The sequence below is a fragment of the Acinetobacter sp. A47 genome, assembly GCF_000805455.1.
Taxonomy (GTDB): Bacteria; Pseudomonadota; Gammaproteobacteria; order Pseudomonadales; family Moraxellaceae; genus Acinetobacter.
The window spans coordinates 110,760-130,777 of record NZ_JSUS01000012.1 but is presented as its reverse complement, the minus strand read 5'-3'; the positions used below and the strand labels follow the sequence as shown (position 1 = coordinate 130,777).

Here is a 20,018-nt window from a genome sequence, read left to right as displayed (position 1 = left end):
CCAGATCGATAAAAATCCGTCATAACGCCAAAAACAAAACGACCACCCTACTTAGAGTGGTCGAATTGCATCAAAAAATCAAAGATTATTTTTTACTGTTCATCCGAATATGGCGGAGTCGGAGGTGTCGGACTGGTTGGTGCTGACGGAGTTGGAGTCACCGCTTGAGTTGCTGACGGAGTCACGGCACTGCTTGGTACAGCATCCTCTTTATGCAATGGGTTGGGTTGATTGCCTTCCGCTTTTGCCTTATCCAGCAAGTCGGTCAGTAAACGCTCTGCCGGTTGACGGCCGCCCAGACCAAATGCCAAGGCAAAAGCAACGGCAACAGACCCCAGCGTCAAGCCAAATGCCAGATTGACAATAGAGTCTGCAATACCCATTGCCTTCAAGCCCATCGCAATGACCAGCCCCATAATCAGGATACGTACCAGATTGCCTAACCAGCGTGAACTCTTATATTCACCGCGCTGTACAACATTGGCAACCACATTTGCCAGCCAGAAACCAATGACCAGAATCACGGCACCAAGCAGGATGCTTGCGCCAAACTGGATAAACATGGCAATTAGAACACTCACCTGTTCCAGACCCAAACGGTCTGCTGCTTCTGAAACAGCAAACAGCATGGTAAAGAATACGATCAGGTAACCAATGACATCAGAGATACGTGTCTGGCCAAGAAAACGCTGTAAATCCAGTTTTGCCGGAACTTCATCAACGCCTGCACCAGAAATCAGTTCTGCCACCAGACGCCCAACAAAACGTGAAACGATATAAGCCACAATCAGGATCAGGCCAGCAGCAATAATCTGTGGAATGGCATGCATGATCTCATTCAGCATGGCTGTTGCCGGCTGGGAAATCGCCTCGATACCGAGGGCTTCAAAAGCCACAATCAAGGTAGTAATGATGATGATCGCAAAAACAAAAGAACCTAAGAACTTAGAAACATTCGAGTTCTTGAACAGTCCCACTTTTTCAGCCTGGGTCTGTAAACCCAGACTATTGCTTAGACCTTCCACAATGCCACGTACAATCTTCGCAAGAATATATCCGACAAAGATGATTACACCGGCAATAAACAGGTTCGGTATATAAGCAACCGCTTCATTTACCATATTCTGTACCGGAATCAATAAACCGGTTAAGCCGAGGATAGATAAGACAATTGGCAAGAACAGCAACAACACCAGCCAGTAAAAAATTTCACCAATATTGCTACTGAGAGAACTGACACCGACTTCGCCACTCAGCTTTTCATCCAGCTGGGTGCGTGAAAGGACATTGGTGAGTCCGGCACGTACCAGACGTGCAACAATCCAGCCAATGAACCCCACTGCAACAGCAGCAAACAGGTTCGGTATAAAGGCCAGAATACGGCCAACCATGTTACTGAAAGGGTCACTGACACCGCTAATATTTAATACATTGAGCGCGCCCACAACTGCCAGAATCATGATAAACCAGAAGACCAGCTTGGAAATGAGGTCCTCAATGTTTGGGGTACGGCCAGTGGCTGACGACAATTTATGATTGGTATCAAGTTTTTGCAGTAGTTTTTTAACCCCCGCGGCAATCACCAGAGCAATAATCCAGCCAACCAGCAGGATTACAATTGCAGCGAGAATAGGGTGAAATTGATCCCAATAATACATGGCGTCGAATCCTCCACGGTTGGAGGGGTCATTAAAAAAATCATTCATGTTGTTATCCTTATGTTGTGTTTTTCAGTCTTGATACAAACCACCCATGCTAGCCCTTATGACCAAGAGCATGATTTATGGATGCTTCCACCTTAATTTTTGTCTATTTTCCAATCAATAAAACGCAGCAATAATACAACAAAATCCTAAAAAACTTAGCAAAAAAGCCCACTGATTCACACCAATGAGCTTTATTGTAAACCCTATCTCAATCTTGAAATAAAGTTGTCTAAGCATTCAGAACTGCCGACTGCACCTGTGACATGATCACTTGGGCAGTTGGATTGGCTGAATGGTCAGCGACCATATAAACAAGTAATGCAATCAAAAAGATTCCCACCAGAATCAAAATATAAACGGGTAATCTTCTCTTTTTGGTAATTTCTTCTTTGCTCGCCACATGGGGTTGTGGCTTACTAAAATCATGCATGATAGCAGCCCTCATCCTTATTACTTTTCAATTTTCATAGTACCAACAGCCAATGTAGCATTGTGTGAAGAAGCTTCGGACTATCGTTGCACCAGTTGCAGAACTCTACTTTTTTTATTTTATTTTTTGTTTAAAATATAGGCGGCTTTAGCGGGCAATAAAAATAAGCTATACTATCCAGTCCCGTTTTTTAACTGTCTTGCTTTATGTCCTATAGCCAACAAAGTGTTTCTCTTGATTTGGACACTGATGTCACACATCAATGTTTTTTACATCACACACGCGATGAACATTTGATTGGAATTATTGAGTTTAATAAGCCAAGCTACATCCTGAAATGGGGTGACCTGGAATATTTCCGTCGTCGTACAGAAGAATTTTCGGTAATGCCATTACCCGACTGTATCAATGCCATGATCGTGGATATCCGTAACGTTCAGCCTTTTCTGGATAATGAAGTCCCGATCCTGCCGTGGCGGCTGCTTGAAGAAGATTGTCCGGTGCGGCTTGTGGTTCCAGCAGAACGCCTTGAACACTATATCGGACTGTTTGAACCGACCTGGTTAACCACCGACGTAGACACGGCGATTCAGGAAATCCGCGAATTTATGGATATGTTTGTGCATTAAACCTGTCCACTTTATATGAACTTCTCTGGTTGATTAGTCTGCAAAAAACCATAACAAGGCCGATATAACAGCCAGACCATGTAGTCGCATGGCCCAATTTGCCGGAGATACATCCAGATTGGGCTGCTTATGATAAACCGCCCAGAGATATAGCGAATATATAAAAAACAATAAGCAATAGAGAGCAAAAGCCAATAAAACCAGCCCGAGCATGATATTGTGGCTTAAATCGCCCCAGCCTCCGGCATAATTTTCTGTATAGCTATAAATAAGCAGCAGGATCAGCATCAGTATCCCGATAAAAAAAGCGATATATGGGACTTTGCCAATGATCTTTTTCTCTACCTGCTCACCCATCGGGCTGTTTTTCCTTATGACTGAAGGGGCAAAAACCATTCGGCCCCGTTATTACCAGTAATTTTCCACTGCAATATTGCCTTCACCACGACGGTTCATGGTTAGGCCGCGCTGTTTCAGTGCCTCTTTGGTGTCTTCAACCATCTGCGGATTGCCGCATAACATCACATGACTACTGGCCGGATTCAAGGCAATGCCTGTCGCCTTTTCCAGTTCGCCATTGCCGATCAAAACAGGCAAGCGATCATGCAAGGCAGCATCCGGATCACGGGTGATAATCGGGATAAACTTAAAGCCGCTATGCCCTTCTCCAAATAACGCAGCAATGTCCTGGATACGATCTACATAAGCCAGCTCTGCAGCTGTGCGGACACTATAAACCAGATTGATCTGCTGATACTTCTTCCATGTTTCAAAATCTTGCAGCATCGACAAGAATGGCGCCAGCCCTGTCCCGGTTCCCAGCAGCCATAAATCCTGTGGTAACGGTTGCTGATAGCGTGCCAGGGTCAAATAGCCATAAGGGATCTTTTCCAGATAAAGCTCGTCATCAACTTTCAGATGTTGCAGGTTCGAGGTAAATGCACCGTCGGGTACCACAATTGAAAAGAATTCTAAAGTTTCGTCAAAGGGTGAAGAAACAACAGAATAGGCCCGAACCACCAGTTCGCCATCGACCATCAGGCCAATACGGGCAAACTGTCCGGCGGTAAATTTAAAATGGGCTGGACGGGTCATGGTAAAACTAAACAGGTTGTCAGCCCAACGGTGTACAGATAAAACCTTTTCTACGCTAAATTTTTCAATTGACATGATTTGAACGTGGCACGAAACAGTAGGCTCATGGTAGCATGATCGAATAATTGATGGATACTTAAAACATTAAGGCTGTTTAACATGCGCATGACATTACGCCAACTGGCTGTTTTCGTGGCGGTCGCTCAAGAGGGAACTGTAACCAAAGCGAGTGATGCTGTTCGCCTCACGCAAAGTGCGGCAAGTATGGCCTTAGCAGATTTGGAAGATGGTCTGGGTGCCCCCCTATTTGACCGTCTTGGAAAACGATTACAACTGAATGATCTGGGCCGTTTTTTATTGCCACAGGCACTGGAAATTTTAGGTCGTTGTGAGGCATTTGAGCAGGCAGCCAAGGGTGAACTGCAAAGTATTGATTTGCGTCTCGGGGCGACACTCACCATCAGCGATTATTTAATGCCGGACCTGATGGCTGATTTCTTGCAACGCCATCCTCAGGCTCATCTCCAGCTGCAAGTAGGCAATACCCGCCAGATGATCGAAGCAGTCAATCAGTTCCAGCTTGATTTAGCCCTGATTGAAGGTTCATGTCATTTACCGCAGCTACAATGTATTCACTGGCGTAATGATGAACTGGCAGTCTGCTGTGCGCCAGATCATCCATTGGCACAGCTCAACCGCCCGATTACCCCTACCGACTTCCATGAGGTTGAATGGATCTTGCGAGAAGAAGGTTCAGGCACCCGTGAAGTGTTTGATAATGTGATTTTACAAGATCTTCCCGATGCCAATATCCGTTTGACGCTGGGTCATAATGAAGCAATCTTGAAAATCGTTGCCGGTGGCCTGGGCATGTCTTGTGTATCCAAACTGGCAATTGCCCCACTGGAGGAAAAAGGCCAGCTGGTCATTCTGGATACTCCGTTCTGGGAGTTGACACGTCCTTTGTATATGCTGGTTCATCGTCAGAAATATCAGGGTCCCGGCTTAAAGGCTTTTTTGCAGTTCTGCGAAAACAAGGTTTAATGTTACAAATCAAAAATGCTTCTGGTTGGAAGCATTTTTTATGCAGTTCAATTTAGTAACCGAAGCTCGCACCGCATTTATAGGCACATACCAGTTGGAATCGAATGAACCAGCTGCAAAGCCGCTATAAAAAAAAGAAGCTCAGACGCTTCTTTTTCCCTAACATTCAAGCAAATAGCTCAATCAAAACGCAATGAAATCCGGTTAACGGCGGAAATTTGACAATAACGCAGATGTAATTGATTTATTGTGCTGCATGATTTTGTTCTTCTTGGTTTTGGCCGGATTTGGATCAACCCGCTCAATCTTGGTCGCTTTATATTTACCGTCATTTTCAACAGCAATAAATTTTACTTTTTCATTGCGTTTCGGCTCTGCATCAGCCGGATATTCTGAAATATGAAAGAATATATCGCCTTCAGCGGTTGCAATAAAACCAAAGCCCTTCTCTGGATTGTATTGCTTGATTTTTCCCTGATAGAACTCTTGTTTCATGACATGCATCCCACGATTTCAATGTGCTTGTTACAGTATATAAAAATAAAAAAGAGACTTTCAATCTATCCTCAAAGCTCTATCAGGATCAGATCAAGTCTCTTTTTTTAGATATGCGTCAGAAAAATCAGTCTTTCTGTACGCTACCAAAAATCTTGTCACCGGCATCGCCAAGACCTGGCACGATATAGCCTTCTTCATTTAAGCCCTGATCAATCGAGGCAGTATAAATACGTACATCAGGATGCGCTGCTTCAACTTTAGCTACACCTTCAGGGGCAGCCACCAGAACCATAACACGAATATCCTTACAGCCACTCGCTTTTAACACATCAATTGCTGCAATGAGTGAATTACCGGTTGCCAGCATAGGATCAATGATCATGGCCAAACGGTTCGCAACATCAGGCACCAGCTTTTTATAATACGTGCGTACCTCTAAAGTTGCTTCATCACGCTCTAAGCCCAGCACACTCACTTTGGCACTTGGAATCAGGCTCAATACGCCTTCGAGCATCCCGATACCCGCACGCAAGATCGGTACAATGGTGATTTTTTTCCCTGCGATACGCTGAGTTGAGACTTTCCCTGCCCACCCATCAATTTCATGCTCAACAACAGGAAGATCCTTTGTTGCTTCATAAGTCAGTAACATCGTGACTTCTTGCGCCAATTCACGAAAGTTCTTGGTACTGATGTCAGAACGACGTAGCAAACCAAGTTTATGGCGAATAAGCGGATGACGAATTTCTTGAATCGACACGAGTGAGTACCTAGGTAATATTAATCTTTGACTATTATAAAGCGTTTTTTTACTCATCAATAAAAAAGCCCCCAATTTTGGAGGCTTTTTTGTACAAATCAGACGATTACTGTTGTTGAGACAGTATAAAGTGCAATGGCGACAGGATATCGGCCTTTAATGCGAGGTTAATCATCGGATCAGGGTAGACACCCAGTACGAATACCAGTAATGCAGCAGCAAGTACCATCAGACCACCGACTTTGGTTCCCCAGTGAGCATCAGCATCAATACGCGGAACATCCGGTGGTGTCATGTACATCACTACCATGACACGTAAGTAGTAATATAAGCCAATACCGCTACCCACAATGATCATTGCAGCCAGGAACCAGTGCTCTGTCGTCACAGCAGCCATAACCACAAGGAACTTACCAATAAAGCCGGCAGTTAATGGAATACCCGCTAAAGACAGCATCATCACGGTTAAGGTTGCAGTCAAGACCGGGCGGCGCCAGAACAGGCCACGATAATCTGCAAGACTTTGTGCTTCATCAACGTTGTTATACGGACTCGACATCAATGCCACGGCACCGAAGGCACCGATTGTGGTCAATACATAAGTAATCACATAAACCGTGACACTGCCCAGGCTTGCATAAGACATGCTGATTAGGGCAATCAGTAAATAACCGAAGTGTGCAATCGATGAATAACCCAGAATACGCTTCAGGTTGACCTGACGTACTGCAAGCAGGTTACCGACGACAATCGACAATACTGCAATGACGGTAATCACTGTCACGATTGACTCGACCAGCATTGCACCTGACGTCAGCAAATAACGTACAAACAGACCAATCGTTGCAACTTTGGCTGCTGTAGCCAGGAAAGTTGCCATTGGGGCTGGTGCACCGGCATACACATCAGGCGTCCATTTATGGAATGGCGCAAGTGAAAGCTTGAATGCAACGGCAAAGATAATTAAGCCCAAGCCCAACAATACCATTGGCTGCTTGATCGCAGTCAGCAATGCCTGAAAAGAGTCATAGAATGACAATGAACCGGTATAGGCATAGATATAGGCCATACCCATCAACAACATTGCAGACGCAGTCGCTGAAAGAACCAGATACTTGATACCTGCTTCCAAAGACTGGCTACGCTGGTAGGTATATGCCAACATGCCGTACACCGGAATCGACATCAACTCGAGGCTGATGAAGAATGCAGCATAATTCGAGCTTGCCACCAGTAACATTGCCCCTGCCACTGAAGACAGCAGCAAGATGTACAGTTCTTCGCGGTTTTCCTTGTAAGTCTCGATATAAGCATGAGACAAGGTACAGCACGCCAAGGCAGCAATCAGGATCAGGAATTGATAGAGCATGGTAAATGGATCAACCATAAACATGCCCATCACGTTCACCGGAGCAAAATGCCCGGTAAACATGGTATATGCAATAAAGATCGCAGCAAGGTTCAAGCCCACAACCGAGGTGGTTGCAATAAGGTTGTGATTACGTTTAATCGCAGTCAACAACATCACGACAATTGCGGTCAGCGCCACAATCATCACTGGAGCTAAAGGCATCAGCTCAGAAAAAGAAATTGTGAAGTTCATGGTTTATTGCATCTCCACATGTTCAAGTTGAGTTGCAGCCTGTTGAACAGTTTCAACAACTTCTTGTACTGGCATATAACTATTTACTAACCACTGCATGCTTGAATGCGATACATCCAGGAAGGTTTGTGGGTAAATACCTAACCAAACCAGACCGATCACACAGATCATCAAAATGCTGACTTCACGTGCAGATAAATCTTTCAGCGGGCTGGTATAGTGCTGTTTCTGCTCCGGGTTTGGCTCACCAAACAGGGCTTTGTGAATCAGGATCAAACCATAAAGACCAGCAAAGACCAGGCTCACTGCTGCAATGATGGTAAAGGCCGGATAAGTTTTGAATGAACCCATAAGAATCAGGAATTCACCAATAAAGTTACCCAGACCCGGTACACCAACAAGTGCTGCAACGAAGAACATCAGGAAGAATGGCAGGTATTGAAGCTGACCACGTAGGCCACCCATTAAGCGTAAATCACGCGTATGTAAACGCTCATACACCTGACCCGACATAATGAACAATGCAGCAGATGACAGGCCATGTGCCAGCATCATGATCATCAAACCTTGGAAAGTCAGGATATTACCGGCATAGATGGCAAGCAAAATAAAGCCCATGTGCGAAATAGACGTATACGCAAGCAGGCGCTTCATATCGGTTTGCTGGTACGCAAGGAATGCACCGTAGAAAATACCGATCAAGCCCAGAATGATTGCGATATCGGCAAATTGAGCCGATGCTATCGGGAAGAAAGGAATCACGAAACGAATCAGACCGTACGCTGCTGTTTTGATCAGGATACCAGCCAGGTCCACAGAACCCGCTGTTGGTGCTTGTGCATGCGCATCAGGCAACCAGCCATGTAATGGGAACACAGGCAGTTTCACAGCAAAACCGATGAACAGGCACACCATGAAGGCATAAGCCAGTGCAGGAATGTCTTGCTCCAGATGGTTGGCAACCGAGATCAGGTAGTAATAGTTAAAGCTGATCTCACCTGAGTGAGAGTAACCATACATCACCAGCCCCAGAATACCAATCAGCATGATCAGGCCAGCGATCTGGGTATAGAGGAAGAATTTGGTTGCAGCATAAACACGTGAACGACCATTTGAACCTTTATGCCCCCATAACGCAATCAGGAAGTAGATTGGTACAAGCATCATCTCCCAGAAGAAGAAGAACAGGAACAGGTCAATCGCCAGAAATACACCAATTACGCCACCTAAGCTCCAAAGCAGGTTTAAGTGGAAGAAACCAACATTTTTCTGGATCTCGCCCCATGAACAGCCCACAGCCAGAATACCCAGTAGCGCTGTCAGCAATACCATCAGTAATGACAGACCATCAATCGCCAGGGTGATATGAATCCCTAGCGTCTTGATCCATGGCACATCAAATACAGCTGCCCACTCTGGGAACTGTCCGCCTAGTTCATAGGTATAGTTACCACTTTGCCAGAGTGCAATGCCCAAACCAAAAGTAATGAGCATACCAATCAAGGCAATCCAGCGCGGTAAGTGCTGGTCGAATTTATCGACCAGCCAGCAAATAAAACCAGCAATGAATGGAACTAAAATCAGTGCGGGTAAAATTAAATTGTTTTCCATTTTATTTCCCCACAACCTGAATCACGATCAAGATCATCAATAACACCACTACACCGAGTGACATGCTTGATGCGTATTCACGTAGTGAACCGGTCTGACGCGAACTGGTAAAGCTGTTACCACCTTTCACAATGGCAGGAAGCAACAACCATAAACCGTCAACCGGATCACGACCTAAAATTTTCGCAATCAATAAATAAGGTTTTACAAAGACGATGTCATACAAGGCATCGAAACCGAATGCAGTACGGCAGATATGAGCCAAACCAGAACCCAAAGAAGTCTGGGCAAATGATTTCACTGCACCGTAAGCAAAGGCAAACAGGAAGATACCGACAGCCAAACCAACAAGGGCAACACCACTTGCTAAATGTTCGGCATGAGAAACGGCAGCTTCCAGAGATTCAGGAATCACAAAACCAGGAATATTGGCAGCCGTCAATAACTTGGCAACCGGCGCTTGCAGGAAGTAACCAATGCCTGTTGACAATACAGCCAGAATCGCCAGTGGTCCCCAATAGGTCACACCATGAATAGCGTGGGCATGAGTTTTCTCTTCACCGAAGAATACCACCCAGATTAGACGGAATGTATAGATCGATGTTAAGAATGCACCCGCAACACCCACCCAGTACAGGGTATTGTAAAGCGGAAGGTTGGCAATGGTCGATTGAGCATATACCGCACCCAAGATCGCATCTTTAGAGAAGAAGCCGACGGTTACGATTGGAAGTGCTGCCAATGCACCGCCACCAATAACGAAACACCAGAATACAAACGGGATCTTGTGACGCAAGCCACCCATCTTGAAGATGTTCTGTTCGTGATGACATGCCAGAATCACTGCACCTGAAGAAAGGAACAATAATGCTTTGAAGAAGGCGTGAGCCAGCATGTGGAATAAACCTGCCTGGTACGCTTCAGCACCTACGGCCATAAACATATAACCGAGCTGACTCATGGTTGAGTAAGCCAGAATACGTTTGATATCGGTTTGAACCAATGCGGCAAAACCAGCGACAAGCAAGGTTACTGCACCCGTAATCGAGATGAACTGCATCACCTCTGGTGCCATTTCGATTACCGAGAACATACGGCAGCATAAGTACACACCCGCTGTTACCATGGTCGCAGCGTGGATCAATGCAGATACTGGGGTCGGACCCGCCATCGCATCGGCCAGCCAGGTTTGTAATGGAATCTGTGCCGATTTACCTGCCGCACCCAGGAACAACATCAATGCAGTCCAGATCGATAATGATGAACTTTGTGTCATCACAGTTGCTGCATTTTCAACAATGTACTGGGTATTCAGGGTACCAAACTGCTGATAAAGCAAGAACAGGGCGATCAGCAAGAATACATCACCCACACGGGTCACGGTAAATGCCTTGATGGCTGCCCAGCCATTGGCAGGGTTCGAGTAGTAGAAACCGATCAACAGGTATGAGCACAGACCTACGCCTTCCCAACCCAGGAACAATAACGCCAGGTTATCGCCCAGAACCAGCAACAACATGCTGGCAACGAACAGGTTGAAATAAGAGAAGAAACGCGCATAGCCTTCTTCACCGCGCATATACCATGACGCGAAGATGTGAATCAGGAAACCGACACCGGTGATCATGCCTGTCATCAACAATGACAAACCGTCAAGGTGTAAGCTGATACCCGGCTCAAAACCGCCAACACTGAACCAGGTCCATAAATGCTGGACAAAAACGGTTTGACCGCTGCTGGTAAATGCTAGGCCGGCAATCAAAGCAAATAATGCAGATAAACCAACCGAACCTACGCCAATAATCGCAGCAACATTTTCAGAAAGTTTGTCACGTCCCGCCGCTAAAAGGATAAAACCAATGAGCGGAAATAAAACGGTTAAATATAATGTACTCATCCGCGCATCTCACTAGCAGCATCCACATCCAGGTGATGGAAGCGATGATAAAACTGAAGGACGATCGCAAGACCGATACATGCCTCGGCTGCAGCCAGGGTCAGAATCAGGATGAACATTACCTGTCCATCTGGTTGCGCCCAAACACTACCTGCCAGGACGAATGCCAACGCAGCGGCATTCATCATGATTTCAAGGCTCATTAGCATAAACAAAAGGTTGCGTCGCACCATTACACCGTAAAAACCCAGTGCAAAAAGGATGGTTGCAACGATCAAACCATGTTCTAAAGGGATGTGTCCCATTATTCTTTATCCTCTTCTGCACCTGGTTCACGTTTGCCTAAGTGGAATGCTGCAACCAGTGCTGCAAGCAATAACATCGCGGCAACTTCTACCAATAATAGATAGTGAGTAAATAGGGCTTGACCAACGGCTTTAGGGCCAACAACCTCTGTACCCATCGGCGCAGAAATCGTGGTGTACTCACCGCCTAACATCCATACCAGAATCAGGCCTAACAAGAAGCTCATCAAGGCAGGATAGGCCCAGGCATCTGAGGTCAGCCATTTGCTTTCCTGTGCAATCGTATCCTGACCAAGATTCAGCATCATGACAACGAAGACAAACAGGACCATGATTGCACCGGCATAAACGATGATCTCAAGCGCACCGGCAAATGGCGCACCCACGATCATGAAAATGCCTGCAACAGCAAGAAGCGAAACAATCAGGCTAAGTAACGCATGCACAGGATTGGTGTTGGTCACAACACGGACTGTCGATACGATGGCCACAAGTGCCATCAAATAAAATGGCCACATCATGGTAATAAGCTCCGTACATCAACTGGTGCACTTTCTTTTTGTGCCTGACCTTTGTCTTTACCGCTCACTGCCATACCGGTAACACGGTAGAAGTTGTAGTCAGGATATTTACCCGGGCCAGAGATGAGCAGGTTTTCTTTCTCATAGACCAAGTCCTGACGTACATATTCACCCAGTTCAAAGTCAGGTGTCATCTGGATTGCAGTGGTCGGGCACGCTTCTTCACACATCCCGCAGAAAATGCAGCGTGAGAAGTTAATACGGAAAAACTCCGGATACCAGCGCCCATCTTCTTTTTCCGCTTTCTGCAATGAAATACAGCCAACCGGGCAAGCAACCGCACACAGGTTACATGCCACACAGCGCTCTTCACCATCCGGATCACGTGTCAACACGATACGGCCACGGTAGCGTGGAGGTGCAATTTGTTCACCTGGTACTTCTGGATACAAGATTGTGTCACGTTTACGCGTGACATGGCTGAATACCATCCACAACGAACGTACAATCGATCCGAATCCAGCTAGAATTTTATACATTTTGTACTCCTTGCTGTCCTAGGCCTGATTCATCAGAATCACAGCACCAGTCACTAACAAGTTGACCAACGCCAATGGCAAACAAACTTTCCAACCAAAGTTCATGACCTGGTCATAACGAGGACGCATTAACGAACCGCGAGCCAAGACAAACATCATTACAAAGAATGCTGTTTTAATCACGAACCAGAATAATGGTGGAACAAATGGAATTTCCAGGTTAAATGGTGCAAGCCATCCGCCGAAGAATAAAGTTACGATCAAGGCAGAGATCAGTACCACGTTGACATATTCAGCAACGAAGAACATCCCCCACTTCATACCACCATATTCAACATGGTAACCTTCGGCCAGTTCCTGCTCGGCTTCCGGCTGGTCAAATGGATGACGGTGAGTCACCGCAACACCCGCAACCACAAAGATCAGGAAGCCCAGGAACTGGGGAATGATGAACCACATATCACGTTGTGCTTCAACGATTTCACGAAGGTTGAATGAGCCTGCAATTGCAACCACACCCATCAATGAAATACCCAGGAACACTTCATAAGAAATGGTTTGAGCCGCTGAACGCAGACCACCCAGTAATGAGTATTTGTTGTTAGACGCCCAACCACCAAATAACACTGCATAAACCGCGATACCCGCCATTGCCATGAAGAACAACAGGCCGATACTCATATCGGCAACACCCAGTGTAGGACTCACCGGGATCACCATGAATGACAGTACCGCAGTTGCCATTGCAACTGCTGGTGCCAGACGGAAAGTCAGTTTATCTGCAAACTTTGGTGTCCAGTCTTCTTTGAACATGATCTTGAGCATGTCGGCAACGATCTGGAACATACCACCCGGGCCAACACGGTTTGGACCATAACGGTCTTGCCATAATGCCAGGAGACGACGCTCAATGAATGACATCAAGGCTGCAACCAGAACCACCACCAGCAAGATCACAATGGCTTGAATCACCGAATAGGCGATTGGCCAGTTCTCAGCCCAAAGTGGCGTTTGACGTATAATTTCCTGATTCATGAATTACACTCCTACCGCCACAGACACAGGCTCTGCCAATGATACTGTCGGTGCCAAACCAATTGGATAACCGATGTAGCCTGTTGGTAAATATTCGATCACTTGTACTGGCAAGCTGATGCTGGTCTCGCCCGCTTGCACGGTAATACGTTGACCATCCTGAACATTTAAGCGTGATGCATCTTGCTCACCCACTGCAAACATGGCTTCAGGAATACGCGATTCCATTGCAGGTGTTTTGATGGTGAATTCGCCAGAACCAAAAATATGGTGCATTGGCACAAGACGGAAGCTTTCCGGGTTCACAACAACCGCTGACGGTGCCACATAGCTACGCGCAGGACGTTTTGCCAGACGATCAAATAAACGGATACCGGAATCACCACCTTTTAAGTGACCGCCCACTTCATCCTGATATTTGTTCCAGGCTTGTGGCGAGTTCCAGCCCGCAGACCATGCAAACGGTACCAGTGACGAAGCGGTCTGGTTACCGACATAGCCTTCCATCGAGAAGGTCAAGGCCGAGTCTGGATCGGTTGGCTGTTTCGGTTCGTGAATCGATAACGGCGCACGCATTGCCGTACGGCCAGAATAACGGCGTGGTTCACGCGCAATCTTCAAGCCATGGATACGGTAACCCGCATCTGGTGCAACATCCTGAATCGCTTCAAGCACAGGAACATTCTTGGCAATGTCTTCAATCACATCATCCAGCAATGTCCAGTCCACCGGCTTGCCTTTAAGACCGGTCGTAACGGCATGTAGCCAGCGCCAGGATTCTTTGATCGCATATTCAGGCTTGTAGTAGCTTGGGTCATATACCTGATAGAAACGTTGTGCACGACCTTCCTGACTGACTACAGTACCATCACCTTCAGCAAAGCTTGCAGCTGAAAGTACGATATCTGCCAGTTTCAAGGTTTCAGTTTCGCTATGATCCAGCACGATTACGGTTTCAGCCTTGTCCAGCGCAGCTTTAACCTGAGCCACTGGTAAACGGCGGGTTAGATCATTTTCAACCACGACCACCGCATCATAATCTTGTGCAAAGGCCTGTTCCAGACTTAAACCGCCGAACAGTGCCAGGCCCATCGAGTTCACTTCAGGCACAGTCAGTGACAAGCCTGCATGTTCACCTAAGTTTTGTGCAACTTGAGCCGCAGCTTCCATGATCGCAGGATCTTGCAGGCTGGTACCCGAGATAATCAATGGCTTTTTCGCAGCTTTTAAAGTATCTGCAATGGTTTGTGCAAATGCTTTGGCATCATCCGCCAAACCAGAAAGCGCTTCGCCTTTCACTGCCGCAGCAACCGCAAAACCTAAACGTGCGATATCGTTTGGCGATGCAACCACTTCACCGGTTGCTACATCTGCTAAACGCGTTTGCGTTGCAGCAAGGATATAGATTGGTGATTTTGCATCTTGACCGATACGTTGTACAGGTTCTGCCAGCCAGTCTGGAGTACGTGTTGCAGCCGCCATTTCTCTGGCTTTGTTTTTCGCAGCCTGACGAACAGATAAAGCCATACGTGGTGCAGTCTGGGTCAAGTCTTCACCCAAGATCAACACGGCATCATAGCTTTCAATTTCACGCATGTTCGGGTTGTAAATGCCCTGTGTTTGCATGATTGAAGCAGCCAGCTCAACCAGATTCTGCTCTTTTTGAGACATACCGGTTGAATAGTTGTCTTGTCCAACCAGTTCACCCAGTGCATAGTTTGATTCCAGGCTTGCGCGTGGCGAACCAATGCCTAACACTTTCTTGCCTTGCAACTGGGCAATCACCTGATCAAGTGCCTGATCCACACTCACCGTCGCAACAGTTTCACCATTACGGAACTGCGGTTGACGTGGACGGTCTTCACGGTTGACATAGCCCACACCGAAACGGCCTTTATCGCAAAGGAAGTACTGGTTTACCGAGCCATTGAAACGGTTTTCAACACGACGGATTTCGCCATAACGCTCACCCGGAGAAATGTTACAACCTGAAGAACAGCCATGACATACGCTCGGCGCATATTGCATGTCCCATTTACGGTTATAACGTGCTGAATGCGTCTTGTCGGTGAATACACCAGTCGGGCAGACCTCAGTCAGGTTACCCGAGAATTCAGATTCTAAAGTTCCTGATTCCGGACGACCGAAATAGACACGTGATGCATTGGCATAGACCCCAAAGTCCGTACCGCCAGCGTAGTCTTTGTAGTAACGCACACAACGGTAGCACGCGATACAACGGTTCATCTCATGCGCAATAAACGACCCTAACTCCTGGTTATAGTGGGTACGTTTGGTAAAGCGGTAGCGACGACGATCGTGCTGGGTCATGACTGTCATATCTTGTAAATGACAGTGACCACCCTCTTCACAGACCGGACAGTCATGCGGGTGGTTGGTCATCAAGAACTCAACGATCGACGCACGGAAGTCCGTTGCTTCTTTGTCTTCAATCGAGATATAGGTATTGTCGGCAGCAGGTGTCATACATGACATCACCAAGCGTCCACGTGTGTCCTCAGGATTCGCATACTGGGTCACCGCACATTGACGACAAGAACCAACAGAACCTAAGGATGGGTGCCAACAAAAATACGGGATGTCGATACCAAGGCTAAGACATGCTTGCAGCAAGTTTTCTGAGCCGTTGACTTCATACGATTTTCCATCGACATGAATTGTAGCCATAGTCGAATTCCTTAAGCTTGTTCTACGTCAAGAGCCGGAGCATGGGTTTTAACCTTTGCTTCAAACTCATGACGCCAATATTTTAATGCGCCCATCAGTGGCTCCATCGCACCCGGTGCGTGGGCACAGAAGGTCTTACCAATCCACAATTTTTTGGTGAGTTCCTGAAGATGCTGAATGTCTTCCATCTTCCCTTCACCATTTTCAAGTGCTTTCAGGGCTTTTACCGCCCAAGGTAGACCATCACGGCATGGTGTACACCAGCCACAAGATTCACGCGCAAAGAATTCTTCTAAATTACGTGTAGCAGAAACCATACACTGGGTTTCATCAACCACCATAAGCAGGCACGTACCTAAACGTGAACCGGCTTTCATGATGCTTTCCGAATCCATTGGCAGGTCGATATGTTCTGCAGCCAGGAAGTCGGTTGATGCACCGCCCGGTAACCATGCTTTCAGGGTTAGGCCGTCACGCATGCCCCCCGCGTGCTCTTCAATCACTTCACGCGCAGTCGTACCAAATGGAAGTTCCCAGAGGCCCGGGAATTTCACTTTACCGGATGCACCGTAAATCTTGGTACCCGGGTCTTTGGACTTGCCTGCTGAAAGGTTGATATACCATTCCGGACCACGCAACATGATTGCTGGCAAGTTATTGTAGGTCTCAACGTTGTTGACAATCGTTGGACGGCCCCATGCCCCTGCTACTTGCGGGAATGGCGGCTTGGTACGCGGATTGGCACGGCGACCTTCAAGCGAGTTGATCAGTGCGGTTTCTTCACCACAGATATAGCGGCCTGCACCGGTGTGGACATGCAAGTCGAAGTTCCAGCCTGTACCCAGGATGTTTTCACCCAGGTAACCTTTGGCGCGGATTTGCTCCAAGGCGTCATTTAAGTATTGAGCTGCCTCAATATATTCTCCACGAATGAAGATATAGCCTTGGGTCGCCTCCAGGGTATAACCTGCAATCAGCATGCCTTCGATCAGTTGATGAGGAAGTTTTTCCATCAACAGGCGGTCTTTGAAAGTACCCGGTTCCATTTCATCGGCATTACAGATCAAATAACGTGGACCGCCATCATTAGGCGCCATCAACGACCATTTGATCCCTGCCGGGAAGCCGGCACCGCCACGGCCTTTTACCGTTGCAGCCTTAATGACTTCAAGTACGTCTTTTGGTGGCATGCCAAGGGCTTTCTTAAAGCCTGCATAGCCTTCTAATGCTTCGTACTCGTCTGCATTACGTACTGCATCCTGTTTGCTCAAACGCCAGGTGAGCGGATGAGTTTCCGGATTACCGTCGCCATAAATTGGTTTTGGTTCAGTATTCATACATACTTCTCCAATAACTGTTTAACTGATGACACATCCACTAAACCGTGTGTATCTTCATCAATCATTAAGGTAGGACCTTTATCGCAGTTGCCTAGACAGCAAATCGGGAGCAAGGTAAAACGGCCATCGGCTGTGGTTTGTCCATACTGGATTCCCAGCTCGCGCTGGAACGCTTCTGCCAAGGTTTCAGCGCCCATCAGGAAGCATGCAATCGAGTCGCATAGCAAAATCACGTGACGGCCAACCGGTTGACGATAGATACGGTTATAGAACGTAGCCACCCCTTCCAGGTCTGCCACACTGATGGTCAGCAGCTGGGCAATCGCATTCATTTGCGCGTCATCTACCCAGCCATTACGGCGTTGTACGCACTTCAAGGCATCAAGCGATGCTGCACGCGGGTACGGATAGTGACCAATGTGATGTTCAATTTCATGGATTTCATCCGCAGTCAAAATCCCTTCAACATTCACACGTGGTTTTTTATCAGTCAAAATCATCATAATCGTTTACCCCTAGCGATCCACGTCAGCCATAACCACGTCAATGGTCGCCAAATAAATGATCAGGTCAGATACCAGGCTGCCGTTAATCACGGAAGGAATTTGCTGTAAGTGCGTGAACGTTGGTGTACGAATACGGGTACGGTAGCTCATGGTCGACTTGTCAGACGTGAGATAATAAGTACTCGCACCCTTCACCACTTCAGTCATGAATGATGCTTCACCCGCAGGCATGACAGGACCCCATGACACGCTCAGGAAGTGCGTAATCAAGGTTTCAATATCTTGTAGGGTCTTGTCTTTTGGTGGTGGAACTGCCAGTGGATGATCCGCTTTATATGGACCAGAAGGCATGTTGTCCAGACACTGCTGAATGATTTTTAATGATTCTGTGATTTCACGGAAGTGAACCAGTACACGTGCATAGGCATCGCCTTCATATTCAACTGGCACATCAAAATCAAAGTTTTCATAGCCGCTATATGGACGATATTTACGCACATCAAAATCAATACCCGTCGCACGTAAACCGGTACCGGTCACACCCCATGCCAATGCCGATTTAGCATCGTATTGCGCAACATTACGGGTACGGCCAATAAATACCGAATTTTTCAGTGCCGCCGTGTAGTACTCGTTCAGACGTTTCGGCATCCATTCCAATAACTCTTTAACCAGCTTTTGCCAGTTATTTGGAAGGTCATGTGCCGTACCGCCGATACGGAACCATGCCGGATGCATACGGTAACCGGTAATCGCCTCAACGATGTCATAGACCTTCTGACGGTCTGCGAACATATAGAATACAGGCGTCATACCACCGGCATCCTGAATCGCGGTACCACAGAACAGCAAGTGGTTATTGATACGGAATAACTCGTTTAACATGACACGAATGACTTGTGCACGCTCAGGTACCTTAATCCCTGCAAGCTGCTCCACCGCCATCACGTATGGCATGTTTTGCGCACAGCCACCCAGATAGTCAACGCGGTCTGTGTAAGGAATGAATGAATGCCAGGTCTGACGTTCAGCCATCTTTTCCACACCACGGTGGTGATAACCGATATCCGGCACACAGTCTTTGACTTCTTCACCGTCCAGCTGTAATACCACACGGAAGGCACCGTGCGCAGATGGATGGTTAGGCCCCAGGTTCAGGAACATGAAGTCTTCATCATCATTACCGCGTTTTAGCCCCCAGTCTTCAGGGACAAAACGTAAGTGTTCCTGTTCAAAATCCTGTTTCGCCTGGTCTTGCATATACGGGGTATATTCTGTCGCACGCGCAGAATATTCCTTACGTAACGGATGACCTTCCCAATAGGTTGGTAACAGGATACGGCGGAGCATTGGATGCCCGGCGAAATCGATACCAAACATATCGTAGGCTTCACGTTCGTACCAGTTGGCATTTGGCCAGATATTGGTTGCAGTCGGAATGCTCAGATCATTTTCATTCAATGCAACTTTGATACGAATGTCACTGTTACGCTCAAGTGATAACAGGTGATAGAACACGGTGAAGTCAGATGCTGGCAAACCGTCACGGTGAACACGTAAACGCTCATCTACCGCTGACAGGTCAAACAGCATGACATAAGGACGTTCCACTTTACGGAGGAACATGAGGACTTCTTGCACGCGTGCGCGCTCAACCCAGACTGTTGGAAACTCTTCACAAGTCGCCTGCACGTAAAAGTTCTCACCAAATTTGGTTTTGAGCTCTTCTACAATTGCAAATGCTGGGCGTGAATCAACTGGCGTTGATTCTGGCATAGCAATGTCAGTTTCAGCCATTGGCTTGGCTTCCT

Annotated in this window: 19 protein-coding genes; 2 read left to right on the top strand and 17 right to left on the bottom strand. The window is 47.0% G+C overall.

Annotation, left to right across the window (positions count from 1 at the left end):
* Positions 1 to 92: 92 nt before the first annotated feature.
* Together OC23_RS04485 and OC23_RS04480 are read right to left on the bottom strand one after the other, a co-directional pair.
* The gene (locus tag OC23_RS04485) at positions 93 to 1,706 is read right to left on the bottom strand and encodes a mechanosensitive ion channel (RefSeq protein WP_038343096.1); all 1,614 of its coding nucleotides are present in this window, start codon (positions 1,704 to 1,706) and stop codon (positions 93 to 95) included.
* A 229-nt stretch (positions 1,707 to 1,935) separates the two neighbouring features.
* Entirely contained in the window at positions 1,936 to 2,136 is a 201-nt protein-coding gene (locus OC23_RS04480; RefSeq protein ID WP_038343095.1) for a hypothetical protein, read from the bottom strand.
* 206 nt (positions 2,137 to 2,342) lie between these two features.
* On the opposite strand from OC23_RS04480, the gene OC23_RS04475 reads away from it, so the two are divergent.
* Complete coding sequence (locus OC23_RS04475) at positions 2,343 to 2,765, top strand: hypothetical protein (protein WP_038343094.1); 423 nt, start codon at positions 2,343 to 2,345, stop codon at positions 2,763 to 2,765.
* Between the two features lie 33 nt (positions 2,766 to 2,798).
* Here OC23_RS04475 and OC23_RS04470 read toward each other — a convergent pair whose 3' ends face one another.
* Both OC23_RS04470 and OC23_RS04465 read right to left on the bottom strand, forming a co-directional pair.
* On the bottom strand, positions 2,799 to 3,122 hold the full coding sequence (locus tag OC23_RS04470) for a hypothetical protein (protein ID WP_038343092.1): 324 nt from the start codon (positions 3,120 to 3,122) through the stop codon (positions 2,799 to 2,801).
* Positions 3,123 to 3,173: 51 nt separating this feature from the next.
* A complete protein-coding gene (locus tag OC23_RS04465) occupies positions 3,174 to 3,935 on the bottom strand; it encodes a ferredoxin--NADP reductase (protein WP_038343091.1) in 762 nt (253 codons plus the stop codon).
* Between the two features lie 84 nt (positions 3,936 to 4,019).
* Between OC23_RS04465 and gigC the strand changes: the two genes are divergently transcribed.
* A complete protein-coding gene (gene gigC / locus OC23_RS04460) occupies positions 4,020 to 4,904 on the top strand; it encodes a LysR family transcriptional regulator GigC (RefSeq protein ID WP_038343090.1) in 885 nt (294 codons plus the stop codon).
* A gap of 204 nt (positions 4,905 to 5,108) precedes the next feature.
* Here gigC and OC23_RS04455 read toward each other — a convergent pair whose 3' ends face one another.
* The 13 genes from OC23_RS04455 to nuoC all read right to left on the bottom strand — a co-directional run bounded on the left by OC23_RS04455 (position 5,109) and on the right by nuoC (position 20,004).
* Positions 5,109 to 5,399 carry a cold shock domain-containing protein gene (locus tag OC23_RS04455; protein ID WP_038343243.1) on the bottom strand — a complete coding sequence of 97 codons (291 nt, stop codon included), beginning with the start codon at positions 5,397 to 5,399 and terminating at the stop codon, positions 5,109 to 5,111.
* A 127-nt stretch (positions 5,400 to 5,526) separates the two neighbouring features.
* Positions 5,527 to 6,162, bottom strand: coding sequence for a uracil phosphoribosyltransferase (upp, locus tag OC23_RS04450; protein WP_004770784.1), 636 nt, complete (start codon positions 6,160 to 6,162; stop codon positions 5,527 to 5,529).
* Between the two features lie 106 nt (positions 6,163 to 6,268).
* Positions 6,269 to 7,765 (bottom strand): NADH-quinone oxidoreductase subunit NuoN, encoded by a 1,497-nt coding sequence (gene nuoN, locus OC23_RS04445; RefSeq protein ID WP_038343089.1) that lies wholly within the window; start codon positions 7,763 to 7,765, stop codon positions 6,269 to 6,271.
* Between the two features lie 3 nt (positions 7,766 to 7,768).
* Entirely contained in the window at positions 7,769 to 9,376 is a 1,608-nt protein-coding gene (gene nuoM / locus OC23_RS04440; protein ID WP_038343088.1) for an NADH-quinone oxidoreductase subunit M, read from the bottom strand.
* Between the two features lies 1 nt (position 9,377).
* Positions 9,378 to 11,273: an NADH-quinone oxidoreductase subunit L gene (gene nuoL, locus OC23_RS04435; RefSeq protein WP_038343087.1), complete on the bottom strand. Its 1,896-nt coding sequence runs from the start codon at positions 11,271 to 11,273 to the stop codon at positions 9,378 to 9,380.
* On the bottom strand, positions 11,270 to 11,578 hold the full coding sequence (nuoK, locus tag OC23_RS04430) for an NADH-quinone oxidoreductase subunit NuoK (protein ID WP_004770776.1): 309 nt from the start codon (positions 11,576 to 11,578) through the stop codon (positions 11,270 to 11,272). The genes nuoL and nuoK overlap by 4 nt, the downstream gene beginning before the upstream one ends.
* Positions 11,578 to 12,096, bottom strand: a complete 519-nt coding sequence (gene nuoJ / locus OC23_RS04425) for an NADH-quinone oxidoreductase subunit J (RefSeq protein WP_171194755.1) — start codon at positions 12,094 to 12,096, stop codon at positions 11,578 to 11,580. Before nuoJ ends, nuoK begins: the two co-directional genes overlap by 1 nt.
* A complete protein-coding gene (nuoI, locus tag OC23_RS04420) occupies positions 12,096 to 12,638 on the bottom strand; it encodes an NADH-quinone oxidoreductase subunit NuoI (protein ID WP_005228926.1) in 543 nt (180 codons plus the stop codon). Before nuoI ends, nuoJ begins: the two co-directional genes overlap by 1 nt.
* 18 nt (positions 12,639 to 12,656) lie before the next feature.
* Entirely contained in the window at positions 12,657 to 13,673 is a 1,017-nt protein-coding gene (gene nuoH, locus OC23_RS04415; protein WP_004804775.1) for an NADH-quinone oxidoreductase subunit NuoH, read from the bottom strand.
* A 3-nt stretch (positions 13,674 to 13,676) separates the two neighbouring features.
* Entirely contained in the window at positions 13,677 to 16,361 is a 2,685-nt protein-coding gene (gene nuoG, locus OC23_RS04410; protein ID WP_038343082.1) for an NADH-quinone oxidoreductase subunit NuoG, read from the bottom strand.
* A gap of 11 nt (positions 16,362 to 16,372) precedes the next feature.
* Positions 16,373 to 17,698, bottom strand: a complete 1,326-nt coding sequence (nuoF, locus tag OC23_RS04405) for an NADH-quinone oxidoreductase subunit NuoF (protein WP_038343081.1) — start codon at positions 17,696 to 17,698, stop codon at positions 16,373 to 16,375.
* Entirely contained in the window at positions 17,695 to 18,204 is a 510-nt protein-coding gene (gene nuoE, locus OC23_RS04400; protein WP_004638051.1) for an NADH-quinone oxidoreductase subunit NuoE, read from the bottom strand. The genes nuoF and nuoE overlap by 4 nt, the downstream gene beginning before the upstream one ends.
* Before the next feature lie 12 nt (positions 18,205 to 18,216).
* The gene (gene nuoC, locus OC23_RS04395; protein ID WP_038343078.1) at positions 18,217 to 20,004 is read right to left on the bottom strand and encodes an NADH-quinone oxidoreductase subunit C/D; all 1,788 of its coding nucleotides are present in this window, start codon (positions 20,002 to 20,004) and stop codon (positions 18,217 to 18,219) included.
* Positions 20,005 to 20,018: the final 14 nt, after the last annotated feature.

Coding starts and splice junctions, on each gene's coding strand:
- OC23_RS04485 (WP_038343096.1), bottom strand. CDS start 1,706: ATGAATGATTTTTTTAATGACCCCTCCAACCGTGGAGGATTCGACGCC.
- OC23_RS04480 (WP_038343095.1), bottom strand. CDS start 2,136: ATGCATGATTTTAGTAAGCCACAACCCCATGTGGCGAGCAAAGAAGAA.
- OC23_RS04475 (WP_038343094.1), top strand. CDS start 2,343: ATGTCCTATAGCCAACAAAGTGTTTCTCTTGATTTGGACACTGATGTC.
- OC23_RS04470 (WP_038343092.1), bottom strand. CDS start 3,122: ATGGGTGAGCAGGTAGAGAAAAAGATCATTGGCAAAGTCCCATATATC.
- OC23_RS04465 (WP_038343091.1), bottom strand. CDS start 3,935: ATGTCAATTGAAAAATTTAGCGTAGAAAAGGTTTTATCTGTACACCGT.
- gigC (WP_038343090.1), top strand. CDS start 4,020: ATGCGCATGACATTACGCCAACTGGCTGTTTTCGTGGCGGTCGCTCAA.
- OC23_RS04455 (WP_038343243.1), bottom strand. CDS start 5,399: ATGAAACAAGAGTTCTATCAGGGAAAAATCAAGCAATACAATCCAGAG.
- nuoN (WP_038343089.1), bottom strand. CDS start 7,765: ATGAACTTCACAATTTCTTTTTCTGAGCTGATGCCTTTAGCTCCAGTG.
- nuoM (WP_038343088.1), bottom strand. CDS start 9,376: ATGGAAAACAATTTAATTTTACCCGCACTGATTTTAGTTCCATTCATT.
- nuoL (WP_038343087.1), bottom strand. CDS start 11,273: ATGAGTACATTATATTTAACCGTTTTATTTCCGCTCATTGGTTTTATC.
- nuoK (WP_004770776.1), bottom strand. CDS start 11,578: ATGGGACACATCCCTTTAGAACATGGTTTGATCGTTGCAACCATCCTT.
- nuoJ (WP_171194755.1), bottom strand. CDS start 12,096: ATGTGGCCATTTTATTTGATGGCACTTGTGGCCATCGTATCGACAGTC.
- nuoI (WP_005228926.1), bottom strand. CDS start 12,638: ATGTATAAAATTCTAGCTGGATTCGGATCGATTGTACGTTCGTTGTGG.
- nuoH (WP_004804775.1), bottom strand. CDS start 13,673: ATGAATCAGGAAATTATACGTCAAACGCCACTTTGGGCTGAGAACTGG.
- nuoG (WP_038343082.1), bottom strand. CDS start 16,361: ATGGCTACAATTCATGTCGATGGAAAATCGTATGAAGTCAACGGCTCA.
- nuoF (WP_038343081.1), bottom strand. CDS start 17,698: ATGAATACTGAACCAAAACCAATTTATGGCGACGGTAATCCGGAAACT.
- nuoE (WP_004638051.1), bottom strand. CDS start 18,204: ATGATGATTTTGACTGATAAAAAACCACGTGTGAATGTTGAAGGGATT.
- nuoC (WP_038343078.1), bottom strand. CDS start 20,004: ATGGCTGAAACTGACATTGCTATGCCAGAATCAACGCCAGTTGATTCA.